Source organism: Janthinobacterium sp. GW821-FHT03C08 (assembly GCF_059420905.1).
Window position 1 is genome coordinate 127,649 of record NZ_JBWKUP010000016.1, and the last position, 18,284, is coordinate 145,932.

The 18,284-nt window shown below is 70.9% G+C and carries 10 protein-coding genes; all 10 read left to right on the forward strand.

The features are described from left to right. The coding region (locus tag AC07VL_RS22240; protein ID WP_494807774.1) for a non-ribosomal peptide synthetase at nt 1–1,519 on the forward strand (1,519 nt) is incomplete at its 5' end. Nucleotides 1,520–1,523: 4 nt separating this feature from the next. Continuing rightward, a complete protein-coding gene (locus tag AC07VL_RS22245; protein ID WP_494807775.1) occupies nt 1,524–4,880 on the forward strand; it encodes a non-ribosomal peptide synthetase in 3,357 nt (1,118 codons plus the stop codon). Beyond that, nucleotides 4,877–9,430, forward strand: a complete 4,554-nt coding sequence (locus AC07VL_RS22250) for a non-ribosomal peptide synthetase (protein ID WP_494807776.1) — start codon at nt 4,877–4,879, stop codon at nt 9,428–9,430. Before AC07VL_RS22245 ends, AC07VL_RS22250 begins: the two co-directional genes overlap by 4 nt. Next, nucleotides 9,427–10,770 (forward strand): MFS transporter, encoded by a 1,344-nt coding sequence (locus AC07VL_RS22255; protein ID WP_494807777.1) that lies wholly within the window; start codon nt 9,427–9,429, stop codon nt 10,768–10,770. Before AC07VL_RS22250 ends, AC07VL_RS22255 begins: the two co-directional genes overlap by 4 nt. A gap of 126 nt (nt 10,771–10,896) precedes the next feature. Then, nucleotides 10,897–11,688, forward strand: coding sequence for a DUF6875 domain-containing protein (locus AC07VL_RS22260; protein ID WP_494807778.1), 792 nt, complete (start codon nt 10,897–10,899; stop codon nt 11,686–11,688). Then, nucleotides 11,685–13,052: an FAD-dependent oxidoreductase gene (locus tag AC07VL_RS22265; protein ID WP_494807779.1), complete on the forward strand. Its 1,368-nt coding sequence runs from the start codon at nt 11,685–11,687 to the stop codon at nt 13,050–13,052. Before AC07VL_RS22260 ends, AC07VL_RS22265 begins: the two co-directional genes overlap by 4 nt. After that, complete coding sequence (locus AC07VL_RS22270) at nt 13,052–14,563, forward strand: glycosyltransferase family 87 protein (RefSeq protein WP_494807780.1); 1,512 nt, start codon at nt 13,052–13,054, stop codon at nt 14,561–14,563. Before AC07VL_RS22265 ends, AC07VL_RS22270 begins: the two co-directional genes overlap by 1 nt. 25 nt (nt 14,564–14,588) lie before the next feature. Next, complete coding sequence (locus tag AC07VL_RS22275) at nt 14,589–16,829, forward strand: carbohydrate binding family 9 domain-containing protein (protein WP_494807781.1); 2,241 nt, start codon at nt 14,589–14,591, stop codon at nt 16,827–16,829. A 96-nt stretch (nt 16,830–16,925) separates the two neighbouring features. Continuing rightward, entirely contained in the window at nt 16,926–17,810 is an 885-nt protein-coding gene (locus AC07VL_RS22280) for a decaprenyl-phosphate phosphoribosyltransferase (RefSeq protein WP_494807782.1), read from the forward strand. Then, nucleotides 17,807–18,284 (forward strand): lysylphosphatidylglycerol synthase domain-containing protein (locus AC07VL_RS22285; RefSeq protein WP_494807783.1); only part of this gene is annotated, 478 nt, incomplete at its 3' end. The genes AC07VL_RS22280 and AC07VL_RS22285, both read left to right, overlap by 4 nt.

Here is an 18,284-nt window from a genome sequence, read left to right on the forward strand (position 1 = left end):
GCTGCTGGCCGAGCCGGGTGCGGCGCCGTCCGACAGCCTGCCCGATACCGATCCCGCCGTCGCCGGCATCGACGCGCGGTCGCTGGCCTACGTCATGTACACCTCGGGTTCGACGGGCATGCCGAAAGGCGTGATGGTCGAGCACCGCAACATCATGCGCCTGGCCGTCGACAGCGGCTTCGCCCCGCTGGAGCACAGCGACCGCGTGGCCCACTGCGCCAACCCCGCCTTCGACGCGGCCACCTGGGAGCTGTGGGCGCCGCTGCTGAACGGCGCCTCGGTGCTGGTGTTCGACCAGGATACGCTGCTCGACCCGGCGCGCTTCAACCGCGCGCTGGCCGACGGCGGCGTGACGGCCCTGTGGCTGACGGCTGGCCTGTTCCATGAATATGCGGACGCGCTGGAAGAGGCGTTCGCCGGCCTGCGCTGGCTGCTGGCGGGCGGCGACGTGCTCGATCCGCAGGTGGTGGCGCGGGTGATGGGCAAGGCGCGCCCGCCGCGCCATCTGCTCAATGGCTACGGCCCCACCGAGACGACGACGTTCGCCACCACCCATGCCGTGACGGGCGCGCCGCACGAGGCGCGGGCCATTCCCATCGGCCGGCCCATCGGCAACACGCAGGTTTACCTGCTCGATCCCCTGGGCCAGCCCGTGCCCGTGGGGGTGCCCGGCGAGATCCACATCGGCGGCGACGGCGTGGCGCGCGGCTACCTGAACCTGCCGCAGCACAGCGCCGAGCGCTTCATCGCCGACCCGTTCTCGCAACAGCCTGGCGCGCGCCTGTACCGCAGCGGCGACCTGGGCAAGTGGCGCGCCGACGGCAGCATCGAGTTTGCCGGCCGCAACGACTTCCAGGTGAAGATCCGCGGCTACCGCATCGAGCCGGGCGAGATCGAGACGCGCCTGGCCGCCTGCGCCGGCGTGCGCGAAGCGCTGGTGCTGGCGCGCGAGGACAGCCCCGGCGACAAGCGCCTGGTGGCCTACCTGACGGCCGCCGACGGCTTCGACGTGGCGGCCGCGCGCGAAGCGCTGCGCGCCCAGCTGCCCGCCTACATGCTGCCAGCGGCCTTCGTCGTGCTGCCGCGCTGGCCGCTGAACGCCAACGGCAAGGTGGACCGCCATGCCTTGCCCGACCCGGCCGACGCGGCCGTGGACACGCCGGCGGCGCCCCTGTCGGCCGAGCAGGAAACCCTGGCGCAGCTGTGGCGCCCCCTGCTGCGCCTGGCCAGCGTGGGACCCGGCGACAGCTTTTTCGACGTCGGCGGCAACTCGCTGCTGGCGACGCGGCTGGTGGCGCGCATCGGCCAGCACTACGCCATCGATTTCCCGCTGCGCGCCGTGTTCGACGCGCCGCGGCTGGCGCAGATGGCCGACGCCATCGCCCTGCAGCTGGCCAGCCAGCATGCGGACGCGCTCGACGAACTCTTGAAACAACTTGACAACCTGAGCGACGAACAGGCCAGCGCGCAATTGCAGCACGCGCCCGCGCCCGTCGGCGACTCGCCTATCCTGGGATGATGACATGACTGATTTGAACCAACGCCTGGCCGGCCTGTCGCCGGAAAAACGCGCGCTGCTGATGCAGCAGCTGAGCAAGCAGGCGGCGCCCGCCGCCCGCCGGGAAATCACGCGCCAGCCCCGGCCCGCGCGCATCCCCGTCTCGCATGCGCAGAACCGCCTGTGGTTCCTGGAACAGATGGACCCGAATTCGGCCACCTACAACGTGCCGTCGGCCATGTGGATGCGCGGGCGGCCCGACTGCGCCATCCTGCAGCGCAGCCTCGATGAAATCGTGCGCCGCCATGAAGTGCTGCGCACGGCCATCGTCACCGACGACGTGGGACCGCAGCAGCGCATCCTGCCGCCGGCGCCCGTGCCGCTGCGCCGCGTCAGCCTGGAGCATGTGCCGGCCGCGCAACGGCGCGAGGAAGCGGCCGCGCTGGCGCAGCAGGAAGCGGGCACGCCGTTCAACTTCAGCACAGGGCCGCTGCTGCGCGCCGTGCTCATCAGCCTGGACGAGGAGCAGCACCTGTTCGTGCTGAACGGCCACCACATCGCGCTCGACGGCTGGTCCTACACCATCATCTACACGGAACTGTGCCAGCTGTACGACGCCTATTGCGCGGGACTGCCGTCGCCGCTGGCCGAAGTGCCTCTGCAGTACGCCGACTACACGCTGTGGCAGAATGCCCTGCTCGACGACGAGGGCGAGACCATGCGCAAGCAGTTCGCCTACTGGCAGCAGCGCCTCGTGAGCCACCCGCCCGTGCTGGAGCTGCCGGGCGACCGCCCGCGCCCGGCGCAGCAAAGCCGGCGCGGCGCGGCCTCCGTGCACCGCCTCGACCCGACCCTGTATGACGGCCTGAAACGCCTGAGCCGCCAGGAAGGCGCGACGCCGTTCATGGTGTTTGCCGCTGCCTTCAAGGCGCTGCTGGCGCGCTACACGGGCCAGCTCGACCTCGTCATCGGCATGGGCGTGGCGAATCGGCCGCGCCAGGAACTCGAGGCGCTGGTGGGCTTTTTCGCCAATACCCTGGCGCTGCGCACGGACCTGACGGGCGACCCCACCTTCCGCGAGCTGCTGGCGCGCGTCAAGGATGGCACCCTGGGCGCGTATGCGCACCAGGACATGCCCGTCGAACGCCTGCTCGACGTGCTGAAGATCGACCGTTCGCTGAGCCACTCGCCCCTGTTCCAGGTAATGCTGTTCTTCCAGAACTTCCCGTCCGAGGAAATCCGCCTGCACGGGCTGGTGCTGTCGCCGATCGAGCCTGGCGTCATCTCGTCGGGCACCTCGCGCGTCGACCTGACCCTGTTCGCCAGCGAGGAAAACCATGGCCTGGCCATGTACATCGAGTACGCGACCGACCTGTTCGACGCGGCCACCATCGCCGCCATGGCGGGCCACCTGCAGCAGTTGCTGCAAAGCGCGCTGGGCGATCCGGACCGCCGCCTGTCGGAACTGGAGCTGCTGACGCCCGCCGAGCGGCGCAGCGTGCTGCACGACTGGAACGACACGGCGCGCGCCCTGCCGGCCAGCGGCGCCCTGACGGCGCATGCGTTGTTCGAGGCGCAGGCGGCGCGCACGCCGCAAGCCATCGCCCTGTCGCACCTGGGACGCGAACTCAGCTATGCGGAACTGGACCAGCGCGCCGATGCGCTGGCGCGCCATCTGCTGGCGCGCGGCGTGCAGCCGGGTGAGCTGGTGGGCCTGTTCGTCAAGCGCTCGCCCGACATGCTGGTGGCGCTGCTGGGCATCCTCAAGGCGGGCGCCGCCTACGTGCCGCTCGACCCCATCTACCCGGCCGAGCGCATCGCCTTCATGCTCGACGATGCGCAGACCCGCTTCGTCGTCACGCAGCGCGCGCTGGCGCCGCTGCTGCCGGCCAGCGGCCCGGCCCTGGTGCTGCTGGAAGAGGCGCGCCTGAACGAAGTGGCGCCGCCCGCGCGCGTGGCGGCGGGCGAGACGGCCTACGTCATCTATACGTCCGGCTCGACGGGCCGGCCCAAGGGCGTGCGCCTGCCGCACGGCGCCGTCGTCAACTTCCTGCTGTCCATGAAGGAGCGGCCCGGCATCACGGCCGCCGACCGCCTGTGCGCCGTCACCACCCTGTCGTTCGACATCGCCGTGCTGGAACTGCTGCTGCCGCTGACGGTGGGGGCGCGCATCGAGATCGCCGACCCGGCCACGGCGGCCGACGGCATGGAGCTGGCGCGCCTGCTCGACAGCTCGCAGGCCAGCATGCTGCAGGCGACGCCCGCCACCTGGCGCATGCTGCTCGACGCGGGCTGGCAAAGCCGTCCAGGCATGGCCATGCTGTGCGGCGGCGAGGCGCTGAGCCGCGAACTGGCCGACCGCCTGCTGGCCGGCGGCGGCACCCTGTGGAATATGTACGGCCCCACGGAGACGACGATCTGGTCGAGCGTGGAAAGAATCGAGGCGGACGGCGCGCCCATCGCCATCGGCCGTCCCATCGCCAATACGCGCCTGTACGTGGCGGACGCCTTCCTGCAGCCGCTGCCGCCCGGCATCCCGGGCGAACTGCTGATCGGCGGCGCCGGCGTGGCGCAGGGCTACCATGCGCGCCCCGAACTGACGGCGGAAAAATTCCTCGCCGACCCCCATTCGCCGGAGCCGGGCGCGCGCCTGTACCGCACGGGCGACCTGGCGCGCTGGAGCCGCGACGGCAACATGGAAGTGCTGGGCCGCATCGACAACCAGGTCAAGCTGCGCGGCTACCGCATCGAGCTGGGCGAGATCGAAGCCGTGCTGGGCGACCAGGCGGGCGTGCGCCAGGCCGTCGTCATCTGCCGCGAAGACCGTCCCGGCGACAAGCGCCTGGTGGCCTATCTGCTGTCGCAGCCGGGCCAGGTGCTGCAGGCGGCGGCCCTGCGCGACGCCATCGCGCCGCAACTGCCGGACTACATGCTGCCCTCGGCGTACGTCATGCTCGAGCACCTGCCGATGACGCCGAACGGCAAGGTCGACCGCAATGCCCTGCCCGTGCCCGACATCGAGGCGGCGCCCGGCCACAGCTATGTCGCGCCGCGCAACGGCGACGAGGAACTCCTGTGCGGCCTGTGGCAGGAAGTGCTGGGCCTCGAACGCGTGGGCATCGAGGACAACTTCTTCAAGCTGGGCGGCCACTCGCTGCTGGCCACGCAGCTGGTGATGCGCGCGCAAAAGGCCTTCGGCGGCGAACTCAGTCTGCGCCTGCTGTTCGAGGCGCCCACCGTGGCGGCCTTCGGCGCGGCGCTGATGCGCAACCGCCTCGACAGCGTGGATGCGGGCGACCTGGCCAGCATGCTGGACCAGCTGGAAGGCCTTTCGGACGACAACATCGAAGCGCTGCTGGGCGGCGCACTGGAAAACACATGAGCATATCCCTCCTCCACGACGACCCGCGCCTGGCGCGCCTGACGCCGCAGCAGCTGGCCCTGCTGCGCCAGCGCCTGGCCGCAGGCGCCGCGCCGCAAGTGTCCCTGGCGGACGCCGTGCGCGCCCTGCCGCCGCTGGCCGACGGCACACCGCTGCCCCAGTCGCCGGCGCAGCAGCGCATGTGGTTCTTCGAGCGCCTGCAGCCGGGCACGGGCGCCTATCACCTGTACCAGCACTGCCGCCTGAGCGGCGCGCTCGATGCCGCCGCGCTGGAAGCGACATTTGCCGCCATCGTCGCGCGCCACGCGGCGCTGCGCACGGGTTTTGGCGAGGAAGGCGGCCAGCCGCTGCAGACGGTGGCGCCGCACGCGCCCTTCACCGTGCAGCGCCTGGACCTGTCGCACCTGGACTTCGCCGCTGCCCACGCCGCCGCGCTGGACTACGCGGGCGCCGAGACGCAGCGCCCGTTCGACCTGGCCCGCCCGCCGCTGCTGCGCGCCAGCCTGGTGACCCTGGCGCCGCAGGAATACGCGCTGGTGGTGGTGCTGCACCATATCATCGCCGACGCCTGGTCGATCAACGTGCTGTATGGCGAACTGCAAGCGCTGTACCGCGCCCACGCCTCGGGCACACCGTCGCCGCTGGACGTCCTGCCGCCGCTGCCGCTGGCCTTTCCCGACATCGTGCGCTGGCAAGCGTCGCCGCCGCGCCAGGCCGCGCTGGCGCGCCAGGTGGCCTTCTGGCACCAGGCGCTGGCCGGCAGCAGCGGCTTGCTGGAACTGCCGGCCGACGCGCCGCGCAGCCCCAGCCTGTCGCCCGCCGGCGAACGCCACGCCTTCGCGGTGCCGCCCGCCTTGTCGCACGCCGTCAAGGCCCTGGCGCAGGCCGAGGGCGCGACCCTCTTCATGGCCCTGCTGTCGGCCTTCCAGGTGCTGCTGGCGCGCCTGGCCAGCCAGGACGACGTGGTCGTCGGCACCCCGGTGGCCAACCGCGGCGCGCCGGAGTCCGAACCGCTGATCGGCCTGTTCGTCAATACCCTGGCCCTGCGCGCGGACCTGTCCGACGATCCGGCCTTTACCGCCCTGCTGGCGCGCAACCGCCAGCACTTCCTCGATGCCCTGGCGCATGCGGAAGCGCCGCTGGAGCGCATCGTCGACGGCTTGCGCATCGAGCGCGTGCCGGGCCGCGGCACCCTGTTCCAGACCATGTTCGTGCTGCAGGCGCCCGCCGCCAGCGCCAGCCCCGAGGAAGCGCAGGCGGCCTGGCACGGCCTGCGTCCCGGCCCGTTCGAGCCGCCGTTCAAGGCGGCCCGCTTCGAGATCACCCTGTCGATGATGGAGCTCGATGGCGCGCTGTCCGGTGTCATCGACTACAGCGTGGCCCTGTTCGAAGCAGCCACCATCGCCCGCATGGCGGAACAGTTCACGCAGCTGCTGGCATCCATCGTGCAGGCGCCCGCCACACGGGTGTCGCGCCTGGACTTGCTGCCGGCCGCGCAGCGGGCGCAGTTGCTGGCCCTGGGCGATGGCGGCGCGCATGCGGGCGCGCAGGACTTGCCCGACGGCGGCCTGCATGCGCTGCTGGCGCGCCAGGCCGCGCTCACGCCGCAGGCCGCGGCCATCGTGGATGACGGCGTTGAACTGAGCTATGCGCAGCTGCACGCGGCGGCCACCGCGCTGGCCGCGCGCCTGCAGGCGGCGGGCGCGGGGCCGGGCCGCCACGTGGCGCTGCTGGCGGACCGCTCGGCCGATGCCCTCGTGGGGCTGCTCGCCATCGTCGCCACGGGCGCCGCCTACGTGCCGCTCGATCCCGCCCTGCCTGCGGCGCGCCTGCGCTTCATGCTGGACGACGCCGGCGCCATCGCCATCGTCGCGCCGCCGGCCGCACAGGCGCAGGCGCTGGCCATTGCCGGGCAGCTGCCCGTGCTGGCCACCGATGCGCCGGCGGACGGCGCCGCGTTCACCGCCCCCGCCATCGACGGCAGCACGCCCGCCTACCTGATCTACACGTCCGGCTCCACGGGCACGCCGAAAGGCGTGGGCGTCAGCCAGGCCAATGTGCTGCACCTGCTGCACGCTTTTACTCAAGTCCACGACCTGGCCGGCCAGCGCGTGCTGATGATCCCGCCGCTGCAATTCGACGCCTCTGTGGGCGACATCTTCCCCGCGCTGGCCTTGGGTGCCACCCTGGTGCTGCACGCCGCGCCGAACCAGCTGGGCGCGGCGGAGCTGGCAGCGTATTGCGCGCGCCACGCCGTCACGGCCATCGACGCGCCGGCCGCCCTGTGGCGCCGCTGGACGGACGCCTTCGATGGCGCCGCCAGCGCCACGGGCAGCGTGCTGCCCGGCCTGCGCCTGATGATGTTCGGCGGCGAAGCCGTGCCCGTGGAGCAGGTTCGCCGCTTTGCCCGCCTGACGGGCAAGCGCGTGCGCCTGGTCAACCATTACGGCCCCACCGAAGCCACCGTCTGCGCCACCGCGTTTTCCACCGTGGATGGCGCCGGCCTGGAAGGCAGCGACCTGCCCATCGGCCAGCCCCTGCCCGGCGTGCGCGCCTATGTGCTGGACCGCCATTTGCAGCTGGCGCCGCGCGGCGTGGCCGGCGAGCTGGCCATCGGCGGCGCCGGCGTGGCGGCCGGCTACCGCCATGCGCCCGAGCTGACGGCCGAGCGCTTCGTCGCCGATCCCCACAGCCCGCATGCAGGGGCGCGCCTGTACCGCAGCGGCGACCTGGCCCGCTGGAACAGCGACGGCAGCCTGCAATTCCTCGGCCGGCGCGACCACCAGGTCAAGCTGCGCGGCGTGCGCATCGAGCTGGGCGAAGTGGAAAGCGCGCTGCTGGCCTGCGACGGCGTGCAGGCGGCCGTCGCCACGGTGCTGGAAGTGGCGCCCGGCGACAAGCGCCTGGTGGCGTATTTTGTCGGCCCCGGCGTAACGGGCGCCGCCCTGCGCGCGGAACTGGCGGCGCGCCTGCCCGACGCCATGCTGCCGGCCATCTTCGAGCGCCTGCAGGCGCTGCCCCTGACGGGCAACGGCAAGATCGACCGGCGCGCCCTGCCCGCCCCCGCGCAGGCGCTGCACGAGCTGGAAGCGCGCAGCATCATCGCGCCGGCAACCGGCACGGAACAGCGCATGCTGGCCGTGTGGCAGGAACTGCTGGGCCGCGAAGGCCTGAGCACGGAAGATGAATTCTTCAGCGCGGGCGGCGATTCCCTGCTGACTTTGCCGCTGGTATTCCAGCTGGCGCGCGCCTTCGGCGTCGACGTGCCGCTGACGGCCGTGTTTTCCGCGCCCAGCATCGCCGCCCTGTCGCGCGTCGTGGACGACCTGCTGGCCGGCGTCGCCGCGCCCGTGCTGGACCTGGCGGCGCAAGCCGTGCTGCCGCCCGACATCGATGCGGCGCGCGCGGCGCCGCGCCGCGCCGGGCCGCCGCGCGCCATCCTCGTCACGGGCGCCACGGGCTTCCTCGGTGCGTGGCTGCTGCGCGACCTGCTCGACGCCAGCGCGGCGCAGCTGCTGTGCCTGGTGCGCGCCGACGATGCCGCCGACGGCGCGCGGCGGCTGCGCGCCAACCTGCAGCACTACGGCCTGTGGCAGGAACGCTACGCGGCGCGCCTCACGCCGCTGCCGGGCGACCTGGCCGCGCCGCGCCTGGGCTTGACGGACGATGGCTATGCCACCGTGGCCGGCGACGCCGACGCCATCGTGCACAACGGCGGGCAAGTCAATTTCCTCGCGCCGTATGCCAGCCTGGCGCCCGCCAACGTGGGCGGCACGCTGGAGGTGCTGCGCCTGGCCACCACGGGCGCGCTGAAGGCCGTGCACATGGTCTCGACCCTGGGCGTATATGTCAGCGCGGACTACCTTGGCGCCAGCGTGCGCGAAAGCGACGCGCCGCCCACGGCGCACAGCCAGCAGGGAGGCTACAACCAGAGCAAGTGGGTGGCGGAACAGCTGGCCCTGGCGGCGCGCGCCCGCGGCGTGCCCGTGGCGCTGTACCGGCCGGCCCGCATCACGGGCGACAGCGGCAGCGGCAGCGCCAACCTGGGCGACTACTTCAGCAGCTGGATCAAGGGCTGCGCGCAGCTGGGCCTCGTGCCCGACATCGCCGGCGCCAGCTACGACATGGCACCCGTCGATTACGTCAGCGCCGTCATCGCCGGCCGCGTGCTGGCCGACGACGGCGCCGGCGGCACCTGGCACTTCCTCAATCCCGCCCGCCTGTCCACCGGCGCCCTCGTCGATGGCTTGCGCACGGCCGGCCACCCGGTGCGGCTGTGCGACTACGCCGCCTGGCGCGCGGCCCTGCAGCGGGCGGTGGCCGGCGGCGAGGACAACGCGCTGGCCAGCTTCGCCGCCCTGTTCCCCGAGCAGGCCGACGCGCGCGAGCCGGGCTTCGACTGCGGCGCCACGGAGCGCATGGCCGCCGCCCTGGGCCAGGTGTGCCCGCCGGCAGACGGCGCCCTGTTCGCCACCTATCTCGCCTACATGCGCGGCCAGGGCTACCTGCCCCTTGCCGGCGCCACGCCACAGGAAAGGGCCTGCGCATGAACACGTCCACTCGCCGCTATGCGGGCTTGCGCGACTTTTTGCTGATCTGGTTCGGCCAGATGACGTCGGGCATCGGCTCGCGCCTGTCCAGCTTTGCGCTGGGCATCTGGGTCTTGCGCACGACGGGGTCGACCACCCAGTTTGCGCTGATCTTCGTCGCCATGGCCGTGCCGGCCCTGCTGATCGCGCCGTTCGCGGGCGCCCTCGTCGACCGCTGGGACCGGCGCCGCATCATGCTGTGCTGCGACCTCGTCTCAGCCAGCGCCCAGCTGGTGCTGGCGGCGCTGCTGATGCACAGCCAGCTGGCCATCTGGCACATCTACCTGTGCGTGGGCGCCACGGCGCTGGCCAACGCCTTCCACGGCCCCGCCTATGCGTCGAGCATCCCCCTGCTGGTGCCGCACGGCCAGCTGAGCCGCGTCAACGGCCTGGTGCAGACGGGCGGCGCCATCGCCCAGGTGGCCGGCCCCCTGCTGGCCGGCGTGCTGGTGAGCCTGATCAGCCTGCCCGGCGTGCTGCTGATCGACGCCCTGTCCTTCGTCGCCGCCTTCATCGCCATGCTGGCTGCGCGCATCCCCCGCCCGCCGCGCAACCAGGACGGCGCAGGACAGAGCCTGTGGCGCGAGGCGGCGACGGGCTGGCGCTATGTGCGCGAGCGCAACAGCCTGTTCGGCCTGCTGCTGGTGTTTGGCACCTGCAATTTCCTGTTCGGCATCGCCGCCATCACCATCACGCCGCTGGTGCTGTCGATGGCCGATCCGGCCCTGCTGGGCGTGCAGATGTCCATCGGCGGCGCGGGCCTGCTGCTGGGCGGCGTGCTGATGGCGGCCTCGGGCGGCATGAAGAAGCGCATCAACGGCGTGCTGGGCTTTTCCCTGCTGGCGGGCCTGGCCCTGGCCGCGCATGGCCTGGCGCCGTCGTTCGTGCTGGTGACGGCGGCCGGTTTCGTCTTCTTCCTCACCTTGCCCGTGATCAGCGCGTCGAACGATTCGCTGTGGCAAAGCAAGGTGCCACCCGGCCTGCAGGGGCGCTGCTTCGCCATCCAGCGCGTGCTGTCGGAAGCGGCCATGCCCGTCGGCTACTGCCTGGCGGGCCCCCTGGCCGAGCACGTCTTCGAACCCCTGCTGATGCCGGGCGGCGCGCTGGCCGGCTCCATCGGCCAGCTGATCGGCACGGGCGCGGGACGCGGCATGGGCCTGATGTTCATCGTCCTGGGCCTGGCGATGAGCCTGGTCGCCATGCTGGCCTACAGCATCCCCGCCCTGCGCCGCGCCGACGAGCTGCCCGACGCCTGGACCCAGCCGCCCCCGGCGGCCGAAGGGGACGCCCAGCCCGCCTGATTTTTTCTCGGTAGTACCAAGGTGAATGAAAAAGCGCTGCCCGGCAGCGTTGTGGGGACGCTTTTTCTTCAAAAACGCAATGCAGTAGCACATCGATAACAACATCGACCCACTGGAGCAAGCAAGATGACTGACACAGACATGCTGCACACGGCACCGGCGCCCACAAAGTGCCCGGTCGCCCATCACGACAAGCAAGCCGCCGCGCACGGCCCCGGATACGGGCTGATGCGCGTTTCCCAGGTGGCGCGCGACTACCCCAGCCACTCCGCGCTGGCCAGCGTGCTGGAATGGATGCGCGCCTTCCTCGCCCGCAGCCACCCGGAACTGGGCCGCAAGGGCGCCGTCTGCCCCTTCGTCCCCGTGGCGCTGGAGCAGGACAGCATCTGGATGGCCGAGATCGCCGAGCGCGAACCGACGCTCGACAGCATCTCGCGCGTGATCCTGTATTACCGCGACCTCTTCCTCGCCACCGAACCGACGAGCGGCCCGGACGCCATCAACAAGGCCTTCCTCGTGATCTTCCCCAACCTGGGCGCCGAGGGCGCGGGCGTCGTCGACGAAGTGCAGCAGCTGCTGAAGAAGGATTTCGTGGAAAAGGGCCTGATGCTCGGTGAATTCCACGCCAGTAACGAAAGTCCCGGCCTGCGCAACGCGCAGTTCCGCCCCCTGCGCAGCCCCATCCCCATGCTGGCCATGCGCCACATGGTCGATTCGGACCTGCCCTTCCTGCTGCGTGCGGCCTACGCGGCGCCCGTGCGGGCCGCCTACCTGCGCGCCTACCTGTTCCGCCTGGCGGGCAGCCTGGGCTGGTCGCGCTTCGAGCAGGCGCTCGACGGCGTCGTGGCCGCCGAGATCGAACAGTGGCAGGCAGGCCAGGGCCAGCCCGATGCCGCAGGCGCGGGAGAGACGGCATGAGCGCCGCCCATCCCGCCCACGGCGCCCGTAGCGAGCGCATCGCCATCGTCGGCGGCGGCCTGGCCGGCTCCCTGCTGGCCCTGGCGCTGGCGCGGCAAGGCCACGGCGTGGACGTCTACGAACGCCGCGCCGACCCGCGCCGCCAGGATGGCGCGGCGGGCCGCTCGATCAACCTGGGCCTGTCCAAGCGGGGCATGCAAGCCTTGCAGATGGTGGGGCTGCTGGACCAGGTGCTGGCCCACGCCGTCGTCATGCGCGGCAGGGTCATCCACGCGCCGGACGGCAGCACGCGCTACCAGGCGTACGGCAAGGATGACAGCGAAGTGCTGCATTCAATCGACCGCAACCTGCTCAACCACCTGCTGCTGGACCAGGCCGAGCAGCATCCGCAGGTGAAACTGCATTTCGAGCACCGTTTGCTGCGCGCCGACAAGGCGCAGCGCGAACTGGAGCTGGAAACGCCGGGCGGGCGCCGCATCACGGCCCATCCGGCCTGGGTGGTGGGCGCCGACGGCGCCTTTTCCAGCATGCGCCGCGAATTGCAGCACGGCATGCGCGCCGACTACCAGCAGGAATACCTGGAATGGGGCTACAAGGAGCTGACCCTGGCGCCGCGCGCGGACGGCAGCTCGGCCATCGAACTGACGGCCCTGCACGTGTGGCCGCGCAGCCACTGCCTGTTCGTCTCGCATCCGAACCAGGACGGCTCGCACACCCTGACCCTGTTCCTGCCCTTCGAGGGCGAGGACAGCTTCGCCAGCGTGCGCAGCGAGGACGACGTGACGGCGCTGTTCGCCAAGTATTTCCCCGACCTGCTGCCCTTGCTGCCGGGCCTGCTGGAACAGTGGTCGCGCCACCCCACAGGCACCTTGATCACCACGCGCACGGCGCCGTGGCGCTTCGGCGACTGGGCCGTGCTGGTGGGCGACGCCTGCCACGCCGTGTACCCCTTCTATGGCCAGGGCATGAATTCCGCGTTCGAGGATTGCTGCACGTTAATGAACGCGCTCGCTGCGGCGCAAGGCGACACGGCCAGCGCGTTTGCCAGCTACGAGCTGGCGCGGCGGCGGCACACGGATGCGTTGGCGCAATTATCAAAAAGCAACTTCACGGAACTGCGGCAAAAAGTGCAGTCGCCGTGGTTCGTCGCCCGCAAGAAGCTCGACCTGCTGCTCAACCGCGCCTGGCCGCGCGGCTGGCTGCCCCTGTACACCATGATCGCCCACACCACCATGCCCTACGGCGACGCGCTGCAAAGGGCGCGGCGCCAGGAGCGCGTCCTGCACGCCTCGGGCGCGCTGGCCCTGGCCGTGCTGGGCATCGCCGCCGTCGTCCTGTCCCTGACCCTGATTGGAGGTAACTGATGCATCCTGTACATGTACAAGGCCGCGCGTGGGAGCGCCTGGCCGTGGCGCTGCTGCTGTGCGCCTTCTTCGGCATCTGCGCGGCCGTCGCCGCCACTGCCCTGCAAGCGGCGCCGTCGCCGCTGGCGCTGCTGCCGCTGGCCATCGCACTGGGACTGAGCCCGCTGCTGGCCCGCCATCTGCCGCGCGAGCTGGACGGCCTGCTGCGCGCCCATCCCGTGCTCAGCCTGCTGTGGCTGGCGCTGGCCGCGCTGGCCGTGGCCCGCATCGCCGGCGTCGCCCTATTCATGGCCGACCCGCAGCAGCCGCAGCTGTCGGCCATCTGGTACGACCCCTTCTACGTCAACCACAGCTGCTTTTCCTCGTACTGGAAGGCGTCCGAACTGGCCAGCGCCGGCGCCGCGAACATCTACGACGGCGCCCATTACGCGGGCAACGAGGGACGCTTCAAGCTCGACGAATACCTGTATCCGCCGCCGTTCCTGATCCTGCCGCAGCTGGCGGCGTCCCTGGGCGCGGGCTTCGTGGCCATGCGCGCCGCCTGGTTCGCCGTCGACGCGGCCCTGGTGATGGCCATCATGCTGGCCGTCTGCGCCTGGATCGGCGGCGCCGCGGGCCGCCGCGCCGCCCTGCTGCTGCCGGCCGCCTGGCTGGCCCTGCCCACCCTGATCACCATGCAGACGGGGAACTTCCAGCTGGCCGCCATCGCCCTGGCCCTGCTGGCCATGCTGCTGTTCCAGCGGGGACGCGACGAAGCGGGCGGCGCCGTGATGGCGCTGGCCCTGTTCAAGATCTTCCCCGGCGTGCTGTGCGCCTACCTGCTGTTCTGCAAGCGCTGGCGCGCGCTGGCGTGGAGCGTCGCCTTCTCGCTGCTGTACGCGGCGGTGGCGTACGCCATGCTGGGCGCCCAGCCCTTCCGCGATTTCGTCGCCTATGAAATGCCGCGCATCGCCAGCGGCGAAGTGTGGACCTGGATGCAGCTCGAAGGCCTGGAAGCGGTGGTCGCCATCAATTACTCCGTGCCGGCGTTGGTGCTCAAGCTCAGGCTGTTCGGCGCCGACGGCCTGGAATACCGCCACCTGGCTGCCGTGGCCCTGCTGTGGAGCGTGGTGGTGGTGATGCTGGCCTGGCTGGCGGCGCGCCGCGCCAGCGCATATTCGCGCCTGGAACTGGCCGCCGTCTGGCTGGGATTGCTGGGCCTGGCCGCCGTGCGCAGCCCCTTCGTGCCGGACGACTACGCCCTGTTCCCCGCCCTGTGGCTGTGGTGCCTGCTGGCCGCGGGCCAGGCGCGCGGCGCCCTGCGCATCGCCATCTTCGGCGTGCTGTGGCTGGCCTTTGCCATCGTCATGCCGATCGGCCTGGTGCAGCCGCAGCACCTGCCCCTGCTGCTGGCCGTCTCCACCGCCAGCCAGCTGCTGGCCCTGGCCTTCTGGCTGTGGCCCGTGCTGCGCCGCCCCGCCGCCCAAGACAGCGCCAACACCACTGCGTCCACGTCGCCCGCGGCCGCCTGACCCCCATTCAGAAAGAAAAACCACGATGAAACAAGCTATCCTGACCCCGCTGCGCCGCACCGCCCTGTGCCTGATGCTGGCCTTTTCCGCTCCCGCCCTGGCCGACGAGCGCCTGCAGATTCCCCGCGCCGCGCATGCGCCCGTGCTGGCCGACTACATCGGCAAGGTACCGGCCGGCGCCGGCGTGGAAATCAAGGGTTTCCGCCAGTACGCGCCCGGCGACGGCGAGCCGTCGCTGCTGGAGACCAAGGCTTACCTGTCGTACGACGACGAGCACCTGTACGCCGTCTTCGTCTGCACGGACGACCCGGCCCTGGTGCGCGCGCGCATCGCCCGCCGCGAGGACTTGCCCGGCGACGACGCGGTGCAGCTGGAAATCGACTCCTTCAACGACAAGCAGCGCTCGTTCCGCTTCTACGCCAACCCGTACGGCGTGCAGATGGATGCCAAACACACGGAAGGCCTGGGCGACGATTTCAATTTCGACACGCAATGGCAGTCGGACGGCAAGATCACGCCCACCGGCTACGTCGTCACCATGGCCATCCCGTTCAAGAGCCTGCGCTTCAACCGCGCCGACGTGCAGAACTGGGGTATCGCCGTGGGCCGCATCGTGCCGCGCCTGAACGAGTTTTCCTACTGGCCCTACATCACCAAGCGCCAGGCCGCCTTCGTGCCGCAGCTGGCGCCCGTGCAGATCCCGGAGCCGATCACGTCCGGGCGCAACATCCAGCTGATTCCCTACGGCTATATCGGCCGCAGCCGCGCCCTGAACGGCAGCGACCCGGCCAACACCTTCTGGGACCGCGACGACAAGAACCAGGCCGGCCTCGACGCCAAGCTGGTGCTGGCCGACAAGTTCGCCCTCGACCTGACCTACAAGCCCGATTTCAGCGAAGTCGAGTCGGACGAACCGCAGGTGCTGATCGACAAGCGCTACGAAGTGCTGTTCCCGGAAAAACGCCCGTTCTTCCTGGAAAACTCGGGCTTCTTCACCACGCCGCAGCCCCTGTTCTTTTCGCGCCGCATCGCCGAGCCGCGCTACGGTGCGCGCCTGACGGGCCGCGAAGGCCACTGGTCCGTGGGCGGCCTGCTGATGGACGACGTGGCGCCGGGCGAAGCCCTGCCGCGCGACAGCCGCGACTTCGGCAAGGCGGCGCGCATCGCCGTGGCCCGCGTGCAAAACGATTTCGACGGCGATTCCAACGTGGGCGTGCTGCTGACGGACCGCAAGTTCGGCCAGCAGAGCAACCGCGTGGCCGGCGTCGACCTGCGCTACAAGATCGACGAAAACTGGGTATTGAGCAGCCAGCTGGCGCACAGCAAGTCCAGCATGGACGGCTTGCCCGACCACAGCGGCCGCCTGGCCTTCGTCGAGGCCAGCCGCTCGGACCGCAACTTCAACTATGCGGGCCAGTACCTGGACATCACGCGCGACTTCGATCCCGCGCTGGCCTTCATTCCCCGCACGGACATCCGCCAGACGACGCAGACGGCGTCCTACCTGTGGAACTTCCCGGACGCGCCATGGCTCGTCAGCGCCGGCCCCAGCATCAAGGCCGTGGGCACCAAGGACCACGACAACACGCTGCAGGACTGGTCCAGCGACGCGTTTTTCAGCGTCAACGGCTTGCGCGCCACCACCTTCGAGGCGCACAAGCTGGACGGCTTTGAAAAGTACGCGGGCCTGGACTTCCGCAAGTCCGGCTACTCGCTGGCGGCCAGCACTGAATGGCTGAGCTGGCTGACGGGCTGGGTCACCGTGGGCCAGAACGACGTCATCAACTACCAGCCGGCGCCGGGCCTGGCGCCCTTCCTCGGCGACGCGCGCAGCGTCTCGGCCAACCTGAAGTTCACGCCCGTGGCGCAGTTCCGCGTCGAGCAGACCCTGTACTGGAACGACTTGCGCACGCAGGCGGGCGTGGCGGGCCTGGCGCCGGGCAGCATGGTCTACCGCGAGCTGCTGTCGCGTACCAAGCTGCGCTACCAGCACAGCCGCTTCATGGCCGCCCATCTGATCCTCGACTACAGCCACCTGAAGACCAACCGGGCGCTGACGGGCATCGAGGGCGGCAAGCGCCTGACGGGCGACCTGCTGTTCAGCTACGTGCTCAGTCCCGGCACGACGGCGTACGCGGGCTACACGGACCGCCAGGAAAACCTGCAGCTGATCGGCAATCCGCAGCTGCTGCAGCGCACGCGCGACCTCGACATGCACACGGGCCGCAAGGTGTTCGTCAAGTTCAGCTACCTGTTCCAGCTGTAGCCGCCCACCCCCGGGGCGGCGCGCCCGCCCCGGCCTTTTGCTAGCCACTGGAGTCGTCATGCAAGCATTCTTTTCCTCCGCCACCGGGAGCGCCCCATGCGCGCGCTGATCCGGCTGCTGCGGCCGCACCAGTACATCAAGAACGGCTTCGTGCTGCTGGGGCTGCTCTTTGCCACGCAGCGCGATGCCGCCACGGCCACGCACGCGGCGCTGGCCTTCCTGGCCTTCTGCGCCATGGCCAGCGCCGTCTACGTGCTCAACGACCTGCTGGACGTCGAAGCGGACCGCCAGCACCCGCAGAAATGCCGGCGTCCCATCGCCAGCGGCGAAGTCAGCGTGCCCGTGGCGTGGTGCGCCTGCGTGCTGCTGGCGGTTGCCGCGCTGGCCCTGGGCTCGGCCGTCGGCCTGGCCGTGCCGTTGCTGCTGCTGACCTATCTGGCCCTGAACGTGGCCTATTCGCTGTACCTGAAGCACGTGGTGATACTCGACGTCTTCGTCATCTCGGCCGGCTTCATGCTGCGCATCCTGGCCGGCACCGTGGGCATCGGCATCGCGCCGTCGCAATGGCTGCTGCTGTGCGGCCTGATGGTGACCCTGTTCCTCGGCTTCGCCAAGCGGCATGCGGAACTGATGCAGCTGGCGACGGTGCACGGCCCCCGCGCCGCGCCGGGCGGCGCCTGCGCGCGGCGCGTGCTGGACGACTACAGCGGCGTCATGCTGGGCCAGTTCATCGCCGTCAGCGCCGCCTGCACCGTGCTCAGCTACAGCCTGTACACGGTCAGCCGCGACACCATCGCCACGCACGGCACGGCCAACCTGATCTACACGGTGCCGTTCGTGGTGTACGGCATCTTTCGCTACCTGTTTCTGTTGCACCTGCGGGCGCAGGGCAACGATACCGCGCACGACCTGCTGACGGACCGCCACCTCCTGCTGACCGTGGCAGGCTGGCTGGCCGTCACCATCGGGGTGCTGCCATGAGCGGCGCCCTGCTGTCGGGATGGCGCTACCGCGCCTTCCTGCTTTCCATCGCCATGGCCGCCGCCGGCTACCTGGCCTTTTCGCTGTGGGGCGGCCTGCCCGCGCTGGGCAGCGCCGCCGCGCGCGTGGGCGCGGGCGGGGCGGCGCTGATGCTGGCCCTGTCGCTGCTCAATTATGGCCTGCGCTTCTGCCGCTGGCAGCGCTACCTGGGCGCCATGGGCCACGCCGTGCCGTGGCGCGCCAGCCTGCGCATCTACCTGGCCGGCTTCGCCTTGACGGTGACGCCGGGCAAGGCGGGCGAAGCGCTGCGCGGCGTGCTGCTGGCGCGTCTGGGCGTGCCGCATGCGCACAGCCTGGCGGCGCTGCTCAGCGAGCGCGTGTCGGACTTGCTGGCCATCATCTGCCTGGCCCTGTTCGGCCTGAGCCAGTATCCGCCCCTGCTGCCGCTGGTCGCTGGCGCCGGCGCCGCCGCGC

Excerpts from the sequence above, each read along its gene's own strand:
- AC07VL_RS22275 (WP_494807781.1), top strand. The coding sequence starts at position 14,589 with ATGAAACAAGCTATCCTGACCCCGCTGCGCCGCACCGCCCTGTGCCTG.
- AC07VL_RS22255 (WP_494807777.1), top strand. The coding sequence starts at position 9,427 with ATGAACACGTCCACTCGCCGCTATGCGGGCTTGCGCGACTTTTTGCTG.
- AC07VL_RS22260 (WP_494807778.1), top strand. The coding sequence starts at position 10,897 with ATGACTGACACAGACATGCTGCACACGGCACCGGCGCCCACAAAGTGC.
- AC07VL_RS22265 (WP_494807779.1), top strand. The coding sequence starts at position 11,685 with ATGAGCGCCGCCCATCCCGCCCACGGCGCCCGTAGCGAGCGCATCGCC.
- AC07VL_RS22245 (WP_494807775.1), top strand. The coding sequence starts at position 1,524 with ATGACTGATTTGAACCAACGCCTGGCCGGCCTGTCGCCGGAAAAACGC.
- AC07VL_RS22250 (WP_494807776.1), top strand. The coding sequence starts at position 4,877 with ATGAGCATATCCCTCCTCCACGACGACCCGCGCCTGGCGCGCCTGACG.
- AC07VL_RS22280 (WP_494807782.1), top strand. The coding sequence starts at position 16,926 with ATGCGCGCGCTGATCCGGCTGCTGCGGCCGCACCAGTACATCAAGAAC.
- AC07VL_RS22270 (WP_494807780.1), top strand. The coding sequence starts at position 13,052 with ATGCATCCTGTACATGTACAAGGCCGCGCGTGGGAGCGCCTGGCCGTG.